This window comes from Pseudomonas sp. BCRC 81390 (assembly GCF_030341915.1).
Taxonomy (GTDB): domain Bacteria; phylum Pseudomonadota; class Gammaproteobacteria; order Pseudomonadales; family Pseudomonadaceae; genus Aquipseudomonas.
The window spans coordinates 302,948-321,117 of sequence record NZ_JATAAG010000010.1 but is presented as its reverse complement, the minus strand read 5'-3'; the positions used below and the strand labels follow the sequence as shown (position 1 = coordinate 321,117).

18 protein-coding genes are annotated in these 18,170 nt (G+C 62.0%); 13 read left to right on the top strand and 5 right to left on the bottom strand.

Translation table 11 applies throughout. From position 1 onward, the window contains the following. Positions 1-3: 3 nt before the first annotated feature. The gene (locus QSV36_RS05955; protein WP_170032466.1) at positions 4-768 is read left to right on the top strand and encodes an amino acid ABC transporter ATP-binding protein; all 765 of its coding nucleotides are present in this window, start codon (positions 4-6) and stop codon (positions 766-768) included. A gap of 163 nt (positions 769-931) precedes the next feature. Here the strand turns inward: QSV36_RS05955 and algW are convergent, their stop codons facing one another. Further along, positions 932-2,092: a Do family serine endopeptidase AlgW gene (gene algW / locus QSV36_RS05950; RefSeq protein ID WP_225779179.1), complete on the bottom strand. Its 1,161-nt coding sequence runs from the start codon at positions 2,090-2,092 to the stop codon at positions 932-934. A 168-nt stretch (positions 2,093-2,260) separates the two neighbouring features. Here algW and QSV36_RS05945 point away from each other — a divergent pair, with 168 nt between their 5' ends. From QSV36_RS05945 to cysN, 3 genes are all read left to right on the top strand, one after another. Next, the gene (locus QSV36_RS05945) at positions 2,261-3,019 is read left to right on the top strand and encodes a Nif3-like dinuclear metal center hexameric protein (RefSeq protein ID WP_289130782.1); all 759 of its coding nucleotides are present in this window, start codon (positions 2,261-2,263) and stop codon (positions 3,017-3,019) included. 248 nt (positions 3,020-3,267) lie between these two features. Next, the gene (gene cysD, locus QSV36_RS05940; protein WP_186685362.1) at positions 3,268-4,185 is read left to right on the top strand and encodes a sulfate adenylyltransferase subunit CysD; all 918 of its coding nucleotides are present in this window, start codon (positions 3,268-3,270) and stop codon (positions 4,183-4,185) included. 15 nt (positions 4,186-4,200) lie between these two features. Next, positions 4,201-6,102, top strand: coding sequence for a sulfate adenylyltransferase subunit CysN (gene cysN / locus QSV36_RS05935; protein WP_289130777.1), 1,902 nt, complete (start codon positions 4,201-4,203; stop codon positions 6,100-6,102). Positions 6,103-6,166: 64 nt separating this feature from the next. Here cysN and QSV36_RS05930 read toward each other — a convergent pair whose 3' ends face one another. Then, on the bottom strand, positions 6,167-6,646 hold the full coding sequence (locus QSV36_RS05930) for an Lrp/AsnC family transcriptional regulator (protein ID WP_289130774.1): 480 nt from the start codon (positions 6,644-6,646) through the stop codon (positions 6,167-6,169). A 127-nt stretch (positions 6,647-6,773) separates the two neighbouring features. On the opposite strand from QSV36_RS05930, the gene QSV36_RS05925 reads away from it, so the two are divergent. Beyond that, entirely contained in the window at positions 6,774-7,967 is a 1,194-nt protein-coding gene (locus QSV36_RS05925; RefSeq protein WP_289130772.1) for a methionine gamma-lyase, read from the top strand. Positions 7,968-8,150: 183 nt separating this feature from the next. Here QSV36_RS05925 and QSV36_RS05920 read toward each other — a convergent pair whose 3' ends face one another. Continuing rightward, positions 8,151-8,585: a Z-ring associated ZapG family protein gene (locus QSV36_RS05920; RefSeq protein WP_003257164.1), complete on the bottom strand. Its 435-nt coding sequence runs from the start codon at positions 8,583-8,585 to the stop codon at positions 8,151-8,153. Between the two features lie 135 nt (positions 8,586-8,720). Here QSV36_RS05920 and QSV36_RS05915 point away from each other — a divergent pair, with 135 nt between their 5' ends. The 3 genes from QSV36_RS05915 to zapE all read left to right on the top strand — a co-directional run bounded on the left by QSV36_RS05915 (position 8,721) and on the right by zapE (position 11,911). Beyond that, complete coding sequence (locus QSV36_RS05915) at positions 8,721-9,356, top strand: alpha/beta hydrolase (protein ID WP_289130770.1); 636 nt, start codon at positions 8,721-8,723, stop codon at positions 9,354-9,356. A gap of 25 nt (positions 9,357-9,381) precedes the next feature. Continuing rightward, positions 9,382-10,731, top strand: coding sequence for a tryptophan--tRNA ligase (locus QSV36_RS05910; protein ID WP_289130768.1), 1,350 nt, complete (start codon positions 9,382-9,384; stop codon positions 10,729-10,731). 85 nt (positions 10,732-10,816) lie between these two features. Further along, positions 10,817-11,911: a cell division protein ZapE gene (zapE, locus tag QSV36_RS05905; protein WP_289130765.1), complete on the top strand. Its 1,095-nt coding sequence runs from the start codon at positions 10,817-10,819 to the stop codon at positions 11,909-11,911. A gap of 33 nt (positions 11,912-11,944) precedes the next feature. On the opposite strand, the gene QSV36_RS05900 is transcribed toward zapE, so the two are convergent. After that, positions 11,945-12,865, bottom strand: a complete 921-nt coding sequence (locus tag QSV36_RS05900; protein ID WP_289130907.1) for a GlxA family transcriptional regulator — start codon at positions 12,863-12,865, stop codon at positions 11,945-11,947. Between the two features lie 212 nt (positions 12,866-13,077). After that, a complete protein-coding gene (locus tag QSV36_RS05895; protein WP_289130762.1) occupies positions 13,078-14,118 on the bottom strand; it encodes an NADP(H)-dependent aldo-keto reductase in 1,041 nt (346 codons plus the stop codon). A gap of 258 nt (positions 14,119-14,376) precedes the next feature. Between QSV36_RS05895 and rplM the strand changes: the two genes are divergently transcribed. The 5 genes from rplM to QSV36_RS05870 all read left to right on the top strand — a co-directional run bounded on the left by rplM (position 14,377) and on the right by QSV36_RS05870 (position 18,059). Continuing rightward, positions 14,377-14,805 carry a 50S ribosomal protein L13 gene (gene rplM / locus QSV36_RS05890; RefSeq protein ID WP_003260798.1) on the top strand — a complete coding sequence of 143 codons (429 nt, stop codon included), beginning with the start codon at positions 14,377-14,379 and terminating at the stop codon, positions 14,803-14,805. 14 nt (positions 14,806-14,819) lie between these two features. Continuing rightward, a complete protein-coding gene (gene rpsI, locus QSV36_RS05885; RefSeq protein WP_003260797.1) occupies positions 14,820-15,212 on the top strand; it encodes a 30S ribosomal protein S9 in 393 nt (130 codons plus the stop codon). A gap of 263 nt (positions 15,213-15,475) precedes the next feature. Next, on the top strand, positions 15,476-16,069 hold the full coding sequence (gene petA / locus QSV36_RS05880; RefSeq protein ID WP_170032444.1) for a ubiquinol-cytochrome c reductase iron-sulfur subunit: 594 nt from the start codon (positions 15,476-15,478) through the stop codon (positions 16,067-16,069). Next, a complete protein-coding gene (locus QSV36_RS05875) occupies positions 16,069-17,280 on the top strand; it encodes a cytochrome b (protein ID WP_289130758.1) in 1,212 nt (403 codons plus the stop codon). The genes petA and QSV36_RS05875 overlap by 1 nt, the downstream gene beginning before the upstream one ends. Next, positions 17,280-18,059, top strand: coding sequence for a cytochrome c1 (locus QSV36_RS05870; RefSeq protein WP_225779170.1), 780 nt, complete (start codon positions 17,280-17,282; stop codon positions 18,057-18,059). Before QSV36_RS05875 ends, QSV36_RS05870 begins: the two co-directional genes overlap by 1 nt. Positions 18,060-18,170: the final 111 nt, after the last annotated feature.

Below are 18,170 nucleotides of genomic sequence, written 5' to 3'. Positions count from 1 at the left end.
GAAATGAGTGAAGCGATCAAGCAGCCTGCCGGCCCCGAAGGCATCATCCAGATGCAGGGCGTGAACAAGTGGTACGGCCAGTTCCATGTGCTCAAGGACATCAACCTGAACGTGCGCCAGGGCGAGCGCATCGTGCTGTGCGGGCCGTCGGGCTCGGGCAAGTCCACCACCATCCGTTGCCTCAACCGCCTGGAAGAGCACCAGCAGGGGCGCATCGTGGTCGATGGTGTCGAGCTGACCAACGACCTCAAGCAGATCGAGGCCATCCGCCGCGAAGTGGGCATGGTGTTCCAGCACTTCAACCTGTTCCCGCACCTGAGCATCCTGGAGAACTGCACCCTGGCGCCGATGTGGGTGCGCAAGATGCCGCGGCGCAAGGCTGAAGAAATTGCCATGCACTACCTGGAGCGCGTGCGCATTCCGGAGCAGGCGCACAAGTACCCGGGGCAGCTGTCCGGTGGCCAGCAGCAGCGTGTGGCGATTGCCCGTGCGTTGTGCATGAAGCCGAAGATCATGCTGTTCGACGAACCGACCTCGGCGCTGGACCCGGAAATGGTCAAGGAAGTGCTCGATACCATGGTCGGCCTGGCCGAGGATGGCATGACCATGCTCTGCGTAACCCACGAGATGGGCTTTGCCCGGACCGTGGCGAACCGGGTGATCTTCATGGACAAGGGCGAGATCGTCGAGCAGGCGTCGCCGGATGACTTCTTCGACCGGCCGCGCAGTGACCGGACCAAGTTGTTCCTGAGCCAGATCCTGCATTGATGCCGTAGCGGCTGCACGCGCGGTCCATGTAGCAGCGGCCTTGTGTCGCGATGGGGTGCGCAGCGGCCCCGGGATTTTAGCTTCACCGCTAATATCGCTGGGGCCGCTTTGCGGCCCGATCGCGGCGCAAGGCCGCTCCTACACGGGTTGCCAGATCGGAGCGTTACTTCTCTTCGTTGGCCACCGCCGGCGCTGGCGGCGGCCGCAGCCCTACCTCGGCAACCAGCTTCAGCTGCTGCCCGTTGCGCATCACTTCGATGGTGATTTTCTCGTTGGGCTTGATCCGCGCCACCTGGTTCATCGACTTGCGCCCGTCGCCGGCCGGCTCGCCGTTGATGCTCAGGATCACGTCACCCAGCTGCAACCCGGCCTTTGCCGCCGGCCCCTCGCGGAAGATACCCGCCACGACGATGCCCGGGCGGTCCTTCATGCCGAACGATTCGGCCAGTTCCTGGCTCAGCGGCTGCACTTCGATGCCCAGCCAGCCACGGATCACCTGGCCGTGCTCGACGATCGACTTCATTACCTCCAGCGCCAGTTTCACCGGGATGGCGAAGCCGATGCCCTGTGAGCCGCCGGACTTGGAGAAGATCGCCGTGTTGATGCCGATCAGGTTGCCGTTGGCATCCACCAGTGCACCACCGGAGTTGCCTGGGTTGATCGCCGCGTCGGTCTGGATGAAATCTTCGTAGTTGTTCAGCCCCAGCTGGTTACGCCCAGTGGCACTGATGATGCCCATGGTCACGGTCTGGCCGACCCCGAACGGGTTGCCGATGGCCAGCGATACGTCGCCGATGTGAATGGTGTCGGAGCGGCCGATGGTGATCGCCGGCAGGTTCTTCAGGTCGATCTTCAGCACCGCCAGGTCGGTTTCCGGGTCGCTGCCGATGACGCGGGCCAAGGTCTCGCGACCGTCCTTCAGCGCCACCACGATCTGGTCGGCGCCGCTGGTCACGTGGTTGTTGGTCAGCAGGTAGCCTTCGGGGCTCATGATCACGGCCGAGCCCAGGCTTGATTCCCAGCGGCGCTGTTTGGGCAGGTTGTCACCGAAGAAGCGGCGGAACTGCGGGTCTTCGAACAGCGGGTGCGAGCTCTTGTTCACCACCTTGGTGGTGTACAGGTTGGCGACCGCCGGGGCGGCCAGGGTCACGGCGTCGGCATAGGACACCGGGCCCTGCATGATCCGTGAAGTCTGCGGGGCCTGTTGCAGGTTGACGTCCTGGCTGGGCAGGCCGACCCATTCCGGAAAGCGCTGGATGATAAGCATGGCGACCAGTACGCCGGTAAGCAGGGGCCAGCCAAAGTAACGCAAAGCCTTGAACATGAACGAATCCTGGAAAGAGCGAAGACCGGTGGGCGCACGGTGGGGCATGAGCGCGCGCGATCATACACCGGTTCCCCCAGTGCCGGCGACGGCCCATAATGGCCGGCATTATATGGGCGTTGCGTGGGCGTTGTGCCCGTTAAAAATGCAGATTTCGAGGAGATTTTCATGGCCGTCGCTCTGAACACCCTGGTTGAGGAAGCCGAGCGTTACCTGGGCAGCGCGAAGATCCAGGATTACTGCCCCAATGGCCTGCAGGTCGAGGGCCGGCCGCAGGTCAGCCGCATTGTCAGCGGGGTCACCGCCAGCCAGGCGCTGCTGGATGCCGCGGTCGAGGCCGAGGCCGACCTGGTGCTGGTGCACCATGGCTATTTCTGGAAGGGCGAAAACCCGTGTGTCACCGGCATTCGTCAGCGCCGCTTGAAGACCTTGCTGAACAACGACATCAGCTTGCTGGCGTTCCATCTGCCGCTGGATGTGCACCCGGACGTGGGCAACAACGTGCAGTTGGCGCGGCAGCTGGAGATTACCGTCGAAGGCCCGCTGGACCCGGAAAACCCCAAGGTGGTCGGGCTGGTCGGTTCGCTGGCCGAGCCACTGACCGCACGCGACTTTGCCCGCCGCGTGCAGGAAGTGCTGGGGCGCGAGCCGTTGCTGGTCGAGGGTGAGCAGATGATCCGCCGGGTCGGCTGGTGCACCGGCGGTGGCCAGGGTTACATCGACACCGCGATTGCCGCCGGGGTCGACCTGTACCTGACCGGGGAGGCCTCCGAGCAGACCTACCATAGCGCGCGCGAGAACGGCGTCAGTTTCATTGCCGCCGGCCACCATGCCACCGAGCGCTATGGGGTGCAGGCACTGGGCGATTACCTGGCGCGGCGGTTTGCCGTGGAGCACCTGTTCATCGATTGCCCGAACCCAATCTGAGACTGGCGTCGCTTTGCTTCGCGGGTAAACCCGCTCCCACAGGGATCGCATCAAGCCTGAGGCAATGCAGTACCTGTGGGAGCGGGTTTACCCGCGAAAGGGCCGGGCCTGGACGCGCGAAAATTCAGTCATATCGTTAGATTTTTTCGATCTAGCCCGCCTCCTAAATAGAAGCACCCGCTGTGATAAAGTGGCTCGCTCGAACACGGCCCGTAGGCCGTCCATAAGATCGTTTTTCGTGAGTAGCCATGGTCGACAAACTGACGCACTTGAAACAGCTGGAGGCGGAGAGTATCCACATCATCCGCGAGGTGGCCGCCGAGTTCGACAACCCGGTGATGCTGTACTCGATCGGCAAGGATTCCGCCGTGATGCTGCACCTGGCGCGCAAGGCCTTCTTCCCGGGCAAGTTGCCGTTCCCGGTCATGCATGTCGACACCCAGTGGAAATTCCAGGAGATGTACCGCTTCCGCGACAAGATGGTCGAGGAAATGGGCCTGGAGCTGATCACCCACGTCAACCCGGAAGGTGTGGCGCAGGGTATCAACCCGTTCACCCATGGCAGCTCCAAGCACACCGACATCATGAAGACCCAGGGCCTGAAGCAGGCGCTGGACAAATATGGCTTCGATGCCGCCTTCGGTGGCGCGCGCCGCGACGAGGAGAAGTCGCGGGCCAAGGAGCGCGTATACTCGTTCCGTGACAGCAAGCACCGCTGGGACCCGAAGAACCAGCGCCCCGAGCTGTGGAACGTGTACAACGGCAAGGTCAACAAGGGCGAGTCGATCCGGGTGTTCCCGCTGTCGAACTGGACCGAGCTGGACATCTGGCAGTACATCTACCTCGAAGGCATCCCTATCGTGCCGCTGTACTTCGCCGCCGAGCGCGAGGTCATCGAGAAGAACGGCACCCTGATCATGATCGACGACGAGCGCATCCTCGAGCATCTGACCGATGAAGAGAAGGCGCGCATCGTCAAGAAGAAGGTGCGTTTCCGTACCCTTGGCTGCTACCCGTTGACGGGTGCTGTCGAGTCGCAAGCCGAGACCCTGACGGACATCATCCAGGAAATGCTCCTGACCCGTACGTCCGAACGCCAGGGCCGTGTCATCGACCACGATGGCGCCGGCTCCATGGAAGACAAGAAACGCCAAGGCTACTTCTAATTTCAGGGTTACTCCATGTCGCACCAATCTGATCTGATCAGCGAGGACATCCTCGCCTACCTGGCCCAGCACGAGCGCAAGGAACTGCTGCGTTTCCTGACCTGCGGCAACGTCGACGACGGCAAGAGCACCCTGATCGGGCGCCTGCTGCACGACTCGAAGATGATCTACGAGGACCACCTCGAGGCCATCACCCGTGATTCGAAGAAGGTCGGCACCACCGGCGAAGAGGTCGACCTGGCGCTGCTGGTCGACGGCCTGCAGGCCGAGCGCGAGCAGGGCATCACCATCGACGTTGCCTACCGCTACTTCTCCACGGCCAAGCGCAAGTTCATCATCGCCGACACCCCGGGCCACGAGCAGTACACCCGCAACATGGCCACCGGCGCGTCCACCTGCGACCTGGCGATCATCCTGGTCGATGCCCGCTACGGCGTGCAGACCCAGACCCGCCGCCACAGCTACATTGCCTCGCTGCTGGGCATCAAGCACATCGTCGTCGCGGTCAACAAGATGGACCTCAAGGGCTTCGACCAGGGCGTGTTCGAGTCGATCAAGGCCGACTACCTGAAGTTCGCCGAGGCCATCAACCTGGTGCCGAGCAGCCTGCACTTCGTGCCGATGTCGGCGCTCAAGGGCGACAACGTGGTCAACCACAGCGAGCGCTCGCCGTGGTACGCCGGCCCGACGCTGATGGAAATCCTCGAAACCGTCGAGGTCTCGGCCGACCGCAACTTCACCGACCTGCGTTTCCCGGTGCAGTACGTCAACCGCCCGAACCTGAACTTCCGCGGCTTCGCCGGCACCATCGCCAGCGGCGTGGTGCACAAGGGCGACGAAATCGTCGTGCTGCCGTCGGGCAAGAGCAGCCGGGTCAAGTCCATCGTCACCTACGAAGGTGAGCTGGAAAACGCCGGTCCCGGCCAGGCCGTGACCCTGACCATGGAAGACGAGATCGACATCTCCCGTGGCGACCTGCTGGTGCATGCCGACAACGTCCCGCCGGTCACCGACCAGTTCGATGCCATGCTGGTGTGGATGGCCGAGGAGCCGATGCTGCCGGGCAAGAAGTACGACATCAAGCGCGCCACCAGCTACGTGCCGGGCTCGATTGCCAGCATCACCCACAAGGTCGATGTGAACACCCTGGAGCAGGGTGCTGCCAGCGCGCTGCAACTGAACGAGATCGGTCGGGTCAAGGTGTCCCTGGACGCCCCTATCGCCCTGGACGGCTATGACAGCAACCGCACCACCGGTGCGTTCATCGTCATCGACCGCCTGACCAACGGCACTGTCGGCGCTGGCATGATCATCGCCCCGCCAGTGCTGCCGCATGGCAGCACCGGCCACCACGGCAAGCAGGCCCACGTTTCCACCGAAGAGCGCGCCCTGCGCTTCGGCCAGCAGCCGGCCACCGTGCTGTTCAGCGGCTTGTCCGGCGCTGGCAAGAGCACCTTGGCCTATGCCGTGGAGCGTAAGTTGTTCGACATGGGCCGTGCGGTGTACGTGCTCGATGGCCAGAACCTGCGCCATGACCTGAACAAAGGCCTGCCGCAGGACCGTGCCGGCCGCACCGAGAACTGGCGCCGCGCCGCCCATGTGGCGCGCCAATTCAACGAAGCCGGCCTGCTGACCCTGGCTGCGTTCGTGGCCCCGGATGCCGAAGGCCGCGAACAGGCCAAGGCGCTGATCGGCAAGGAGCGTCTGGTGACCGTTTACGTCCAGGCCTCGCCGTTGGCCTGCCGTGAGCGTGACCCGCAGGGCCTTTATGCTGCCGGTGGCGATAACATCCCGGGTGAAAGCTTCCCGTACGATGTGCCGCTGGATGCCGACCTGGTGATCGACACCCAGACCACCAGTGTCGACGAGGGCGTGAAACAGGTGCTGGAGGTACTGCGTCAGCGTGGCGCGATCTAAGCGCTAGGCCGCAAGAAAAACCCCGCCTCGGCGGGGTTTTTTTTACAAGACGTCGCCAAGGTGTTCAGATGTGTTTTTCCGATACCGGAATCACTCGCCGTTCCTTGACCGCTTTGTAGGAAAAACTTGAGTAGATCTCTTTCACCCCGGGCAACCGCTGCAGGACTTCGCGGGTGAACTCACCGAACGACTCCAGGTCCCGCGCGAGGATCTCCAGCAGGAAGTCGTAGCGCCCGGAAATGTTATGGCAGGCGACGATCTCGGGAATCTCCATCAACCGTCGCTCGAATGCCAGCGCCATGTCCTTGGTGTGCGAATCCATCATGATGCTGACAAACGCGGTCACGCCGAAACCCAGCGACTTGGGCGAAAGGATCGCCTGGTAGCCGGTGATGTAGCCGTTGTCCTCCAGCAGCTTTACCCGCCGCCAGCAGGGCGAAGTGGTCAGTGACACCTGGTCGGCCAGTTCGGCAATGGTCAGGCGGGCGTTGTCCTGCAGGGCAGCGAGCAGGGCGCGGTCGGTACGGTCGAGGCTCGAAGGCATTTCTTGCCCTCCTGATCCGGTAATTATTGTTTTTGTTCCAGCAAGCGCACGGATATGTGGGCCATTTTGGAAAAAATCGGGCAGCTCGGTGGCATAAGCTTATAACAAACCACAAGAGGCTGTTGCCATGCGCGGCTCCGATAACAACACCGGTTTTTCCACACGAGCCATTCATCATGGCTACGACCCGCTTTCCCACGGTGGCGCGCTGGTGCCGCCGGTGTACCAGACCGCTACCTACGCCTTCCCCGACGTCGAGTACGGCGCTGCGTGCTTTGCCGGCGAACAACCGGGGCACTTCTACAGCCGCATTTCCAACCCCACCCTGGCCCTGCTCGAACAACGCATGGCCTCGCTTGAGGGGGGGGAAGCGGGGTTGGCCCTGGCGTCGGGCATGGGCGCCATTACCTCGACCATCTGGACCCTGCTGCGGCCCGGTGACGAGCTGATCGTCGGGCGCACCTTGTACGGTTGCACCTTCGCCTTCCTGCACCATGGCATTGGCGAATTCGGGGTCAAGATCCGCCATGTCGACCTCAACGACAGCAAGGCTTTGAAAGCGGCGATCAACAGCAAAACGCGGATGATCTACTTCGAAACCCCGGCCAACCCCAACATGCAACTGGTGGATATCGCGGCGATTGCCGAGGCCGTACGCGGGCATGATGTGCAAGTGGTGGTCGACAACACCTACTGCACGCCGTACCTGCAGCGGCCGCTGGAGCTGGGGGCTGACCTGGTGGTGCATTCGGCCACCAAGTACCTCAGTGGCCATGGCGATATCACCGCCGGCCTGGTGGTGGGGCGCAAGGCGCTGGTCGACCGCATCCGCCTGGAAGGCTTGAAGGACATGACCGGGGCGGTGCTGTCGCCACACGATGCCGCGCTGTTGATGCGTGGCATCAAGACCCTGGCGCTGCGCATGGACCGTCATTGTGCCAATGCCTTGCAGGTTGCAGAGTTTCTCGCGCGGCAGCCGCAGGTGGAACTGATCCACTATCCGGGGTTGCCATCGTTTGCCCAGTACGAACTGGCGCAGCGGCAGATGCGTCTGCCAGGCGGGATGATCGCCTTCGAACTCAAGGGCGGTATCGAGGCGGGGCGGCGCTTCATGAATGCTTTGCAACTGTTTGCCCGGGCCGTGAGCCTGGGCGATGCCGAGTCGCTGGCGCAGCATCCGGCGAGCATGACGCATTCCAGCTATACCGCGAAGGAACGGGTACATCACGGGATTTCGGAAGGGCTGGTGCGCTTGTCGGTGGGGTTGGAGGACGTGGAGGACCTGCTGGCGGATATCGAGCAGGCAATGGGGCACCTGTAGGAGCGGCCTGGTGTCGCGAAGGGGCGCGTAGCGGCCCCAGGGATTCAGCCGCCCTGCAAGATCGCCGGGGCTGCTGCGCAGCCCTTTCGCGACACAAGGTCGCTCCTACAAGGGGCGCGCGCAGGCATGAAGATCGCGCTCACAAAAAAGGCCTCTATCGAGGCCTTCTTCATGTTCGGCAGATTAACGCTTGAGCCCGTAGCTCTCGTCGAGCATGCCCGGCGAGTTCGGCGCTTTCGGTGCATAGTCGCGCGGCACCTCGGCGTCCTTCGGCGGGGTCAGGCGGTCACGCGGGCCTTGCGCTGCCTCGGAGTGCAGGGCCGCCAGCAGGCGTTGGCGAGTGACGTCGTCGAGGGCCAGGCTGTTGGCGCCTTCGGCCAGGTGGTCCTGCACGTCCTGATAGCTCTGGGTCAGTTTCTTGACCAGTACGGCAGTGCTGTTGAAATGAGTTACCACTTCGTTCTGATAGCTGTCGAAGCGCTTCTGGATATCATCCAGTTGACGTTGGGTGCTGCTCGGCGCGGCATTGGGCAGCAGGCGAGCGACGACGAAACCGACCACCACGCCGATGACCAGGGCCAGGGTCGGCAACAACCAAACAAGGAGCGAGAGTTCCACGAGTCCTTCCTCTATAAACGGCTTTGCTTTACGTTAACGGCTCAGACCTGCGCTGTATACCGCGAGCGATCGCAAATCAGAACAGAATTCCTCACCTAGACGAATCGACCCCTTTCGAGGTCACGGAGTAGTGCCTTGCTTGTCCGCGAAACCCCCTTGTTCATCGATGGCCCCAGCGGCCAGCTGGAAGCCTTGTATCTGGAGGTGGCCGATGCCCGTGGTGCGGTGCTGATCTGCCACCCCAACCCGGTCCAGGGCGGCACCATGCTCAACAAGGTGGTCTCGACCCTGCAACGCACCGCCCGCGATGCTGGCTATGTGACCTTGCGCTTCAACTACCGCGGCGTCGGCCAGAGCGCCGGCAGCCACGACATGGGCGCTGGCGAAGTGGCCGATGCCGAGGCGGCCGCGTCCTGGCTGCGCGAAAAACACCCGGGCCTGCCGTTGGTGCTGATGGGCTTTTCGTTCGGCGGTTTCGTCGCTACCAGCCTGGCCGGCCGCCTGGAAGCGGCCGGGGCAGAGCTGCAGCACCTGTTCATGATTGCCCCGGCAGTGATGCGCCTCACCCCGGCGTTCCCGCTGCCGCAACAGTGCCCGATCACCGTGGTGCAGCCGGACGCCGATGAAGTCGTCGCGCCGCAGCTGGTTTACGATTGGTCTGACAGCCTGTCGCGCCCCCATGAGCTGCTGAAAGTGGCAGAATGCGGACACTTCTTCCATGGCAAGCTGACCGATCTGAAGGATCTGCTGCTGCCGCGCCTTTCGAACTGAGCCAAGCCTGAATAAGCGAACACCCATGACCACGCGCATCCTTACCGGTATCACCACCACCGGCACTCCGCACCTGGGCAACTATGCCGGCGCCATCCGCCCGGCCATCCTTGCAAGCCAGCAACCCGGTGTCGACTCGTTCTACTTCCTGGCTGACTACCACGCGCTGATCAAGTGCGACGACCCGTTGCGCATCCAGCGTTCGCGCCTGGAAATCGCCGCCACCTGGCTGGCCGGTGGCCTCGACCCGGACAAGGTGACGTTCTACCGCCAGTCCGACATCCCGGAAATCCCCGAACTGACCTGGCTGCTGACCTGCGTCAGCGCCAAGGGCCTGCTCAACCGCGCGCACGCCTACAAGGCCTCGGTGGACAAGAACCTGGAAAACGGCGAAGACCCGGACGCCGGCGTGACCATGGGCCTGTACAGCTACCCGGTGCTGATGGCCGCCGACATCCTGATGTTCAACGCCAACAAGGTGCCGGTCGGGCGTGACCAGATCCAGCACGTGGAAATGGCCCGTGACATCGGCCAGCGTTTCAACCACCTGTTCGGCCAGGGCAAGGACTTCTTCGCCCTGCCGGAGGCGGTGATCGAGGAGAGCGTGGCGACCCTGCCGGGGCTGGACGGGCGCAAGATGTCCAAGAGCTATGACAACACCATCCCGCTGTTCACCAGTGCCAAGGAAATGAAGGACGCCATTTCGCGCATCGTCACCGACTCGCGTGCACCCGGCGAAGCGAAAGACCCTGACAACGCCCACCTGTTCACCCTGTTCCAGGCCTTCTCGACGCCGGCGCAATGCGCCGAGTTCCGCGAAGAGCTGCTGCAGGGCCTGGGCTGGGGCGAGGCCAAGCAGCGCCTGTTCCAGCTGCTGGACGGCCAACTGGCGGAAAAGCGCGAGTACTACCACCAGCTGATTGCCCGCCCTGCCGACCTGGAAGACATACTGCTGGCCGGTGCTGCCAAGGCGCGCAAGATCGCCACGCCGTTCCTGGAACAACTGCGCGAAGCCGTTGGCCTGCGTTCGTTCCGCGCCAGTGTGCAGGCCAGCACCGAAGTGAAGAAAAAGGCCGCCAGGAGCGCGCGTTTCGTCAGTTTCCGTGATGAAGACGGCAGCTTCCGCTTCCGCCTGCTGGGTGCCGACGGCGAACAGTTGCTGCTGTCGCGCAGCTTCGCCGACGGCAAGAGCGCCGGCGCCGTGAGCAAGCAGTTGCAGCAGGGTGGCGAGGCGGATGTGCGCGTCGAGGGCCTGGGCTTCGGTCTGTGGCTGAATGGCGAACAGGTCGCCGACGGGCCGCGGTTCGACAACGCCGAGGCGCGTGATGTGGCTATCGAAAGCCTCCGCGTAGCGCTTCAGCCACCACAGGACTGAGGCATATTGACGCAAGTCTGATTGCCATTAAGCGGGCCTGTCGCTACAGTGACGGCCCGTTTTTTTGTTGCCCCGCTAGCGAATCATGACGCCCCTAGAACGATATCAAGCAGATCTGAAACGTCCCGACTTCTTTCATGACGCGGCGCAGGAAACTGCGGTGCGTCACCTGCAGCGCCTGTACGACGACCTCGTGCACGCGCAGAACAACAAGCCGGGCGTGTTCGGCAAGCTGTTCGGCAGGAAGGAGCAGACACCAGTCAAGGGCCTGTACTTCTGGGGTGGGGTAGGGCGCGGCAAGACCTACCTGGTCGATACCTTCTTCGAGGCGCTGCCGTTCAAGCAGAAGATGCGTACGCACTTCCACCGCTTCATGAAGCGTGTGCACGAGGAAATGAAAACCCTCAAGGGCGAGAAGAACCCGCTGACCATCATTGCCAAGCGCTTCAGCGAAGAAGCCAGGGTGATCTGCTTCGATGAATTCTTCGTCTCGGACATTACCGACGCGATGATCCTCGGCACGCTGATGGAAGAGCTGTTCAAGAACGGTGTATCGCTGGTGGCGACCTCCAACATCGTGCCGGACGGCCTGTACAAGGACGGTCTGCAGCGCGCGCGCTTCCTGCCGGCCATCGCCATGATCAAGCAGTACACCGACGTGGTGAACGTCGACAGCGGGGTCGACTATCGTCTGCGTCACCTGGAGCAGGCCGAACTGTACCACTACCCGCTCGATGAGGCGGCGCACCAGAGCCTGCGCGCCAGCTTCAAGGCATTGACCCCTGAATGCACCCAGGCGGTCGAGAACGACGTGCTGATGATCGAGAATCGTCCGATCCAGGCCTTGCTGACCTGTGACGACGTGGCGTGGTTCGACTTCCGCGCCCTGTGCGACGGTCCGCGTAGCCAGAACGACTACATCGAGCTGGGCAAGATCTTCCATGCCGTGCTGCTGAGCAACGTGGAGCAGATGGGCGTCACCACCGACGACATCGCCCGCCGCTTCATCAACATGGTGGACGAGTTCTACGACCGCAACGTCAAGCTGATCATCTCGGCCGAGGTTGAGCTGAAGGACCTGTATACCGGCGGGCGCCTGGCCTTCGAGTTCCAGCGTACCCTGAGCCGGTTGCTGGAGATGCAGTCGCACGAATTCCTGTCTCGCGCGCACAAGCCGTAAGACGCCGGGGGCTGCAAAGCAGCCCCTTGGCCCTCAAGCCTCCTGCATGAACTGCTGCCGATACTGGTTCGGCGACAACTCCGTGTGCTGGCGAAACAGCCGGGCAAAGAAACTGGCATCGTCATAACCGACCTCGTAGCTGATGGTCTTGATGCTCTTGCGCGTACTCGACAGCAAGCCCTTCGCTGTCTCGATCCGCAGCCGTTGCAGGTAATGCAGCGGCTTGTCGCCGGTCGCTCCCTGGAAGCGGCGCATGAAGTTGCGGATGCTCATGCCATGGTTGCGGGCCACGTCCTCGAAGCGGAACTTGTCGGCGAAGTGCTCTTCCAGCCAGTGCTGGATCTGCAGGATGACCAGGTCCTGATGCAGCTTCTGACCGCCAAAACCCATGCGCCCCGGGGTGTAGTTGCGCTGCACCTCGTAGAGGATGTCGCGTGACACGGCGCGGGCCACATTGGCGCCGCAGAAGCGTTCGATCAGGTAGATGTACAGGTCGCAGGCCGAGGTAGTGCCGCCAGCGCAATACAGGTTGTCGGCGTCGGTCAGGTGCTTGTCCTGGTTCAGGCGGATCTTCGGGAAACGTTCGGCAAAGCTGTTGAAGAAGCGCCAGTAGGTGGTGGCCTCCTTGCCGTCGAGCAGGCCGGACTCGGCCAGCCAGAACACGCCGCTGGCCTCGGCGCACAGCACCGCGCCACGGGCATGCTGCTCGCGCAGCCATGGCAGCACCTGTGGATAACGCTGCAGCAGGTTGTCGAAATCGTCCCAGAAGGCCGGCAGGATGATCACGTCGGCATCGTCCAGGCCACCATCGACCGGCAGTTGCACGTTGCTGAAGCTGTCCACGGGTAGGCCGTCCGGGCTCACCAGGCGAATCTCGAACATAGGCTGCAGGCCCAGGCCAAGCTGCTTGCCGTAGCGCAGGCTGGCGAGGTGGAAGAAGTCCTTGGCCTGCATCAAGGTCGAAGCGAACACCTTGTCAATGGCCAGGATGCTGACGCGCCGCAGCGACGCGGAGGGTTGGGTAAACATCATTGTCATTGTTCTTATAGGGTAGAGTGGTCAATCACCGGCTGGATCGTCTTATTTTTTGGCGATGGTGTCCAGCCCGATACACCGCGCTGGTTCTTCGCGGGCTTACCCGCGAAGAAGGCGGTACAGGATGACCCTCAAGGCGCCGGGTTCGGCTGCTCCTGGTGAATCGCCTCGATCGCCGCCAGCAGTTCATCGCTCAGCTTCAGTTCCAGGCTGGCCAGGTTGCTGTCCAGTTGCTCCAGGCTGGTCGCGCCGATGATATTGCTGGTCACGAACGGTTGCCGGGTGACGAATGCCAGCGCCATCTGCGCCGGGTCCAGGCCGTGCTCGCCGGCCAGCTGCACATAACGGCTGCAGGCGGCCACGGTCTGCGGGTTGGAGTAGCGGGCAAAGCGGCTGAACAGGGTCAGGCGTGCGTTGGCTGGCCGCGCGCCGTTCTCGTACTTGCCCGACAGCATGCCGAAGGCCAGTGGAGAGTAGGCCAGCAGGCCGCACTGCTCGCGGATGGCCACTTCCGCCAGGCCAACTTCGAAGCTGCGGTTGAGCAGGTTGTACGGGTTCTGGATCGACACCGCCCGCGGCCAGCCGCGGCTTTCGGCCAGTTGCAGGAACTTCATGGTGCCCCACGGCGTTTCGTTGGACAGCCCGACATGGCGGATCTTGCCGGCGCGCACCTGCTCATCGAGCACCTCGAGGGTTTCTTCCAGCGGGGTGAAGTGGTCCTGTGGCAGGTGCTGGTAGCCCAGCTTGCCGAAGAAATTGGTGCTGCGCTCCGGCCAGTGCAACTGGTAAAGGTCGATGCGGTCGGTGTGTAGGCGCTTGAGGCTCTCGTCCAGCGCCGCGACGATGTGCTGGCGGTTGTGCTTGAGCTGGCCGTCGCGAATGTGGCTGATGCCGTTGCCCGGGCCCGCAACCTTGCTGGCCAGTACCCAGTCGTCGCGATCGCCACTGGCGCGGAACCAGTTGCCGATGATGCGCTCGGTGGCGGCGTAGGTTTCGGGGCGGGGCGGCACCGGGTACATTTCGGCGGTGTCGATGAAGTTGACCCCGGCGGCCTTGGCCCGGGCAATCTGCTCGAAGGCCTCGGCCTGGTCATTCTGTTCGCCCCAGGTCATGGTGCCCAGGCACAGGGCGCTGACGTTGAGGTCGGTACGGCCGAGCTGGCGGTATTCCATCGGGTGGACACTCCTTGGCAATGAAAGCTCATCAAAGCAGGTTGAAAAATTTCGCGCAATCTGGATAATTCGGCCCCTCTCCGTGTGGCGGAAGTGATGCACCACCACGCAGGAAGAACCCCGTCGAACGTTGGCGTGCCTGACCCGAGCCCCCAAAAGCGTCAGTGTTCGGCTGCGCGCTTGCCCTTGGCAAGCTGTGCACTATCCAGTAAGATTCGCCGTCTATTTTTCGCTGGGCGGCCTCTGAGGCTTTAGAGAATGAAAACTTTTACTGCTAAACCGGAAACAGTAAAGCGCGAGTGGTTCGTAGTCGACGCCGCTGGCCAGACCCTGGGTCGTCTGGCTACCGAAATCGCTAGCCGTCTGCGTGGCAAACACAAGCCAGAATACACCCCTCACGTTGACACCGGCGACTACATCGTCGTTATCAACGCCGAGCAGGTTCGTGTGACTGGTGCCAAGTCTTCCGACAAGATGTACTACTCCCACTCCGGTTTCCCGGGCGGTATCAAGGAAATCAACTTCGAGAAGTTGATCGCCAAGGCCCCTGAGCGTGTTATCGAAACTGCGGTCAAAGGCATGCTGCCGAAGAACCCGCTGGGTCGCGACATGTACCGCAAGCTGAAAGTGTACGCGGGTGCTGCTCACCCACACACTGCTCAGCAGCCTCAAGAACTGAAGATCTAACGGGATAGTTCATTATGTCGGCGACTCAAAACTACGGCACTGGCCGTCGCAAGACCGCAACCGCTCGCGTATTCCTGCGTCCGGGTACTGGTAACATTTCCATCAACAACCGTTCTCTGGACGTGTTCTTCGGTCGTGAAACCGCTCGCATGGTTGTTCGTCAGCCGCTCGAGCTGACCGAAACCGTCGAGAAGTTCGACATCTACGTCACCGTTTCCGGTGGTGGTGTCAGCGGTCAGGCCGGTGCGATCCGTCACGGTATCACCCGCGCTCTGATGGAATACGACGAAACCCTGCGTGGCGCTCTGCGTCGTGCTGGCTACGTCACCCGCGACGCTCGTGAAGTCGAGCGTAAGAAAGTGGGTCTGCGTAAAGCGCGTAAGCGTCCTCAGTACTCCAAGCGTTAATACCGCTTCGGCAGTCGAAAAAAGCCCGGTTCCTTGGAACCGGGCTTTTTTTATGTCTTGAACTAACCTGTCAGCATGTCAGTGACCACTTGTCGCATAGACGCAGATCAAGCAAAGCGCGGGTAGGCGCCCTTGGTCGGGGTAATCACCTTGTCAGTGTGTGGATTTGTTTCTTACCATGGCGGCCAATTTTTAGTGCCACTGACACAACCTAAGTACAGGTCTGGTTCAACAGGCCAAGCAAGCTGATGGGAGAGGACTGAATGAGCAATGACGGCGTCAACGCAGGCCGGCGCCGCTTCCTCGTAGCCGCGACATCCGTAGTCGGGGCGGCGGGGGCAGTGGGGGCTGCGGTACCGTTCGTGGGGTCATGGTTTCCCAGTGCCAAGGCGAAAGCCGCAGGTGCACCGGTGAAGGTCAATATTGCCAAGGTCGAGGCCGGGCAGCAGATGGTGGCCGAGTGGCGGGGCCAGCCGGTGTTCATCGTACGGCGAACGGATGAAATCCTCGGCAACCTGAAAAAAGTTGCCGGTGATCTCGCCGACCCTGAGTCCAAGGCTTCGGTGCAGCCGACCTACGTCGACCCGCAGGTCCGTTCGATCAAGCCGGAAATCCTCATCCTCGTCGGTTTGTGCACACACCTCGGCTGCTCACCCACCTTCCGCCCGGAAGTCGCGCCTGCCGACCTCGGCCCGAAATGGGTGGGTGGTTATTTCTGCCCATGCCACGGCTCCCACTACGACCTGGCTGGTCGTGTCTACAAGTCGCAGCCGGCACCTCTCAACCTGCCCGTACCACCGCACTCTTACGAGTCGGACGAGATCGTCGTCATCGGCGTTGACCAGGAGAACGCATGATGAGCAAGTTCATGGACTGGATTGATGCTCGCTTCCCCGCCACCAAGATGTGGGAAGACCACCTGAGCAAGTATTACGCACCCAAGAACTTCAACTTCCTGTACTTCTTTGGCTCCCTCGCGTTGCTGGTGCTGGTCAACCAGATCGTCACCGGTGTGTGGCTGACCATGAGCTTCACCCCCTCGGCGGAAGAGGCGTTCGCCTCGGTCGAGTACATCATGCGTGACGTGGAATACGGCTGGATCCTGCGCTACCTGCACTCCACCGGTGCCTCGGCGTTCTTCATCGTGGTCTACCTGCACATGTTCCGCGGCCTGCTCTACGGCTCCTACCAGAAGCCGCGCGAGCTGGTATGGCTGTTCGGCATGCTGATCTACCTGGCGTTGATGGCGGAAGCCTTCATGGGCTACCTGCTGCCGTGGGGGCAGATGTCCTACTGGGGCGCCCAGGTGATCATCTCGCTGTTCGGGGCCATCCCGGTGATCGGTGGCGACCTCACCCAGTGGATCCGCGGTGACTACCTGATCTCCGGCATTACCCTGAACCGCTTCTTCGCCCTGCACGTCGTCGCCCTGCCGATCGTGATCCTCGGCCTGGTGGTGTTGCACATTCTTGCCCTGCACGAAGTGGGCTCGAACAACCCGGATGGCGTCGACATCAAGAAGAGGAAAGATGAAAACGGCATCCCGCTGGACGGCATTCCGTTCCACCCTTACTACACCGTCAAGGACATTGTCGGCGTGGTGGTGTTCCTCTTCGTGTTCTGCGCCGTGGTGTTCTTCTTCCCGGAAATGGGCGGCTATTTCCTGGAAAAACCGAACTTCGAGCAGGCTAACGCCTTCAAGACACCTGAGCACATTGCGCCTGTGTGGTACTTCACGCCGTTCTACGCGATCTTGCGGGCAGTGCCTGACAAGCTGATGGGCGTGATCGCCATGGGGGCTGCCATTGCCGTGTTGTTCGTGCTGCCCTGGCTCGACCGCAGCCCGGTGCGCTCCATGCGCTACAAGGGCTGGATCAGCAAGCTCTTCCTGCTGGTGTTCTGCATCGCCTTCGTCATCCTCGGCGTGCTCGGTGTACTGGCGCCGACACCTGGGCGTACCTTGCTGTCGCAGGTGTGCACGGTGTTGTACTTCGCCTACTTCCTGCTGATGCCGTTCTATACAAGGCTCGAGAAGACCAAACCGGTTCCGGAAAGGGTGACTGGCTGATGAAAAAGTTGATTGCAGTATTTTTGCTGGCAGTGATGCCTGCCTTTTCCTTCGCGGCCGAAACCGGTGTGGAGCTGGACAAGGTCGACATCGACCTGAGCGACAAGGCCGCCATGCAGGACGGTGCGCGGACCTTCGCCAACTATTGCATGGGGTGCCACAGCGCCAAGTTCCAGCGTTACGAGCGGGTCGCCGATGACCTGGGCATCCCTCACGAACTGATGCTCGAGAAGCTGGTGTTCACCGGTGCCAAGATTGGTGACCACATGCAGATCGGCATGAAGCCCAGTGACGCCAAGACCTGGTTCGGTGCCGCACCGCCCGACCTGACCCTGGTGGCCCGGGTGCGCGGCACCGACTGGTTGTACACCTACCTGCGCAGCTTCTATGAAGACCCGTCGCGGCCGTACGGGGTGAACAACAAGGTGTTTCCGAACGTGGGCATGCCTAACGTGCTGGTCGGCCTGCAAGGAAACCAGGTGATCGGTTGCAAGCAGGTGCAGACCGTGACCGATGGCAAGAAGCAGTTCGACCCGTTGACCGGCAGCCCGATTACCCATGAAGCCTGCGACCAGCTGACCATTACGCCGAATTCCGGTACCCTGACGGCCGAGCAGTTCGACGAGAAGGTCAAGAACCTGGTGACCTTCCTGGCCTATTCGGCCAACCCGGTCAAACTGGAAAGCCAGCGCATCGGTACCTACGTGTTGCTGTACCTGGCTTTCTTCTTCGTATTCGCCTATTTGCTCAAGCGTGAATACTGGAAGGACGTGCACTGATCACGCAGTAGTTTCTGGTTGTTGAACGCGCCCGTGGAGGCCAGGCAGAACTGCCTGGCCTCCACGGGCGCGTTTTCATTTACAGTTTCACAAGCATCCCGTGCGAGGAGG

Bases quoted from the DNA above. Each gene is read 5' to 3' on its own strand.
- QSV36_RS05955 (WP_170032466.1), top strand. From the start codon at position 4: ATGAGTGAAGCGATCAAGCAGCCTGCCGGCCCCGAAGGCATCATCCAG.
- algW (WP_225779179.1), bottom strand. From the start codon at position 2,092: ATGTTCAAGGCTTTGCGTTACTTTGGCTGGCCCCTGCTTACCGGCGTA.
- QSV36_RS05945 (WP_289130782.1), top strand. From the start codon at position 2,261: ATGGCCGTCGCTCTGAACACCCTGGTTGAGGAAGCCGAGCGTTACCTG.
- cysD (WP_186685362.1), top strand. From the start codon at position 3,268: ATGGTCGACAAACTGACGCACTTGAAACAGCTGGAGGCGGAGAGTATC.
- cysN (WP_289130777.1), top strand. From the start codon at position 4,201: ATGTCGCACCAATCTGATCTGATCAGCGAGGACATCCTCGCCTACCTG.
- QSV36_RS05930 (WP_289130774.1), bottom strand. From the start codon at position 6,646: ATGCCTTCGAGCCTCGACCGTACCGACCGCGCCCTGCTCGCTGCCCTG.
- QSV36_RS05925 (WP_289130772.1), top strand. From the start codon at position 6,774: ATGCGCGGCTCCGATAACAACACCGGTTTTTCCACACGAGCCATTCAT.
- QSV36_RS05910 (WP_289130768.1), top strand. From the start codon at position 9,382: ATGACCACGCGCATCCTTACCGGTATCACCACCACCGGCACTCCGCAC.
- zapE (WP_289130765.1), top strand. From the start codon at position 10,817: ATGACGCCCCTAGAACGATATCAAGCAGATCTGAAACGTCCCGACTTC.
- QSV36_RS05900 (WP_289130907.1), bottom strand. From the start codon at position 12,865: ATGCAGGCCAAGGACTTCTTCCACCTCGCCAGCCTGCGCTACGGCAAG.
- QSV36_RS05895 (WP_289130762.1), bottom strand. From the start codon at position 14,118: ATGGAATACCGCCAGCTCGGCCGTACCGACCTCAACGTCAGCGCCCTG.
- rplM (WP_003260798.1), top strand. From the start codon at position 14,377: ATGAAAACTTTTACTGCTAAACCGGAAACAGTAAAGCGCGAGTGGTTC.
- rpsI (WP_003260797.1), top strand. From the start codon at position 14,820: ATGTCGGCGACTCAAAACTACGGCACTGGCCGTCGCAAGACCGCAACC.
- petA (WP_170032444.1), top strand. From the start codon at position 15,476: ATGAGCAATGACGGCGTCAACGCAGGCCGGCGCCGCTTCCTCGTAGCC.
- QSV36_RS05875 (WP_289130758.1), top strand. From the start codon at position 16,069: ATGAGCAAGTTCATGGACTGGATTGATGCTCGCTTCCCCGCCACCAAG.
- QSV36_RS05870 (WP_225779170.1), top strand. From the start codon at position 17,280: ATGAAAAAGTTGATTGCAGTATTTTTGCTGGCAGTGATGCCTGCCTTT.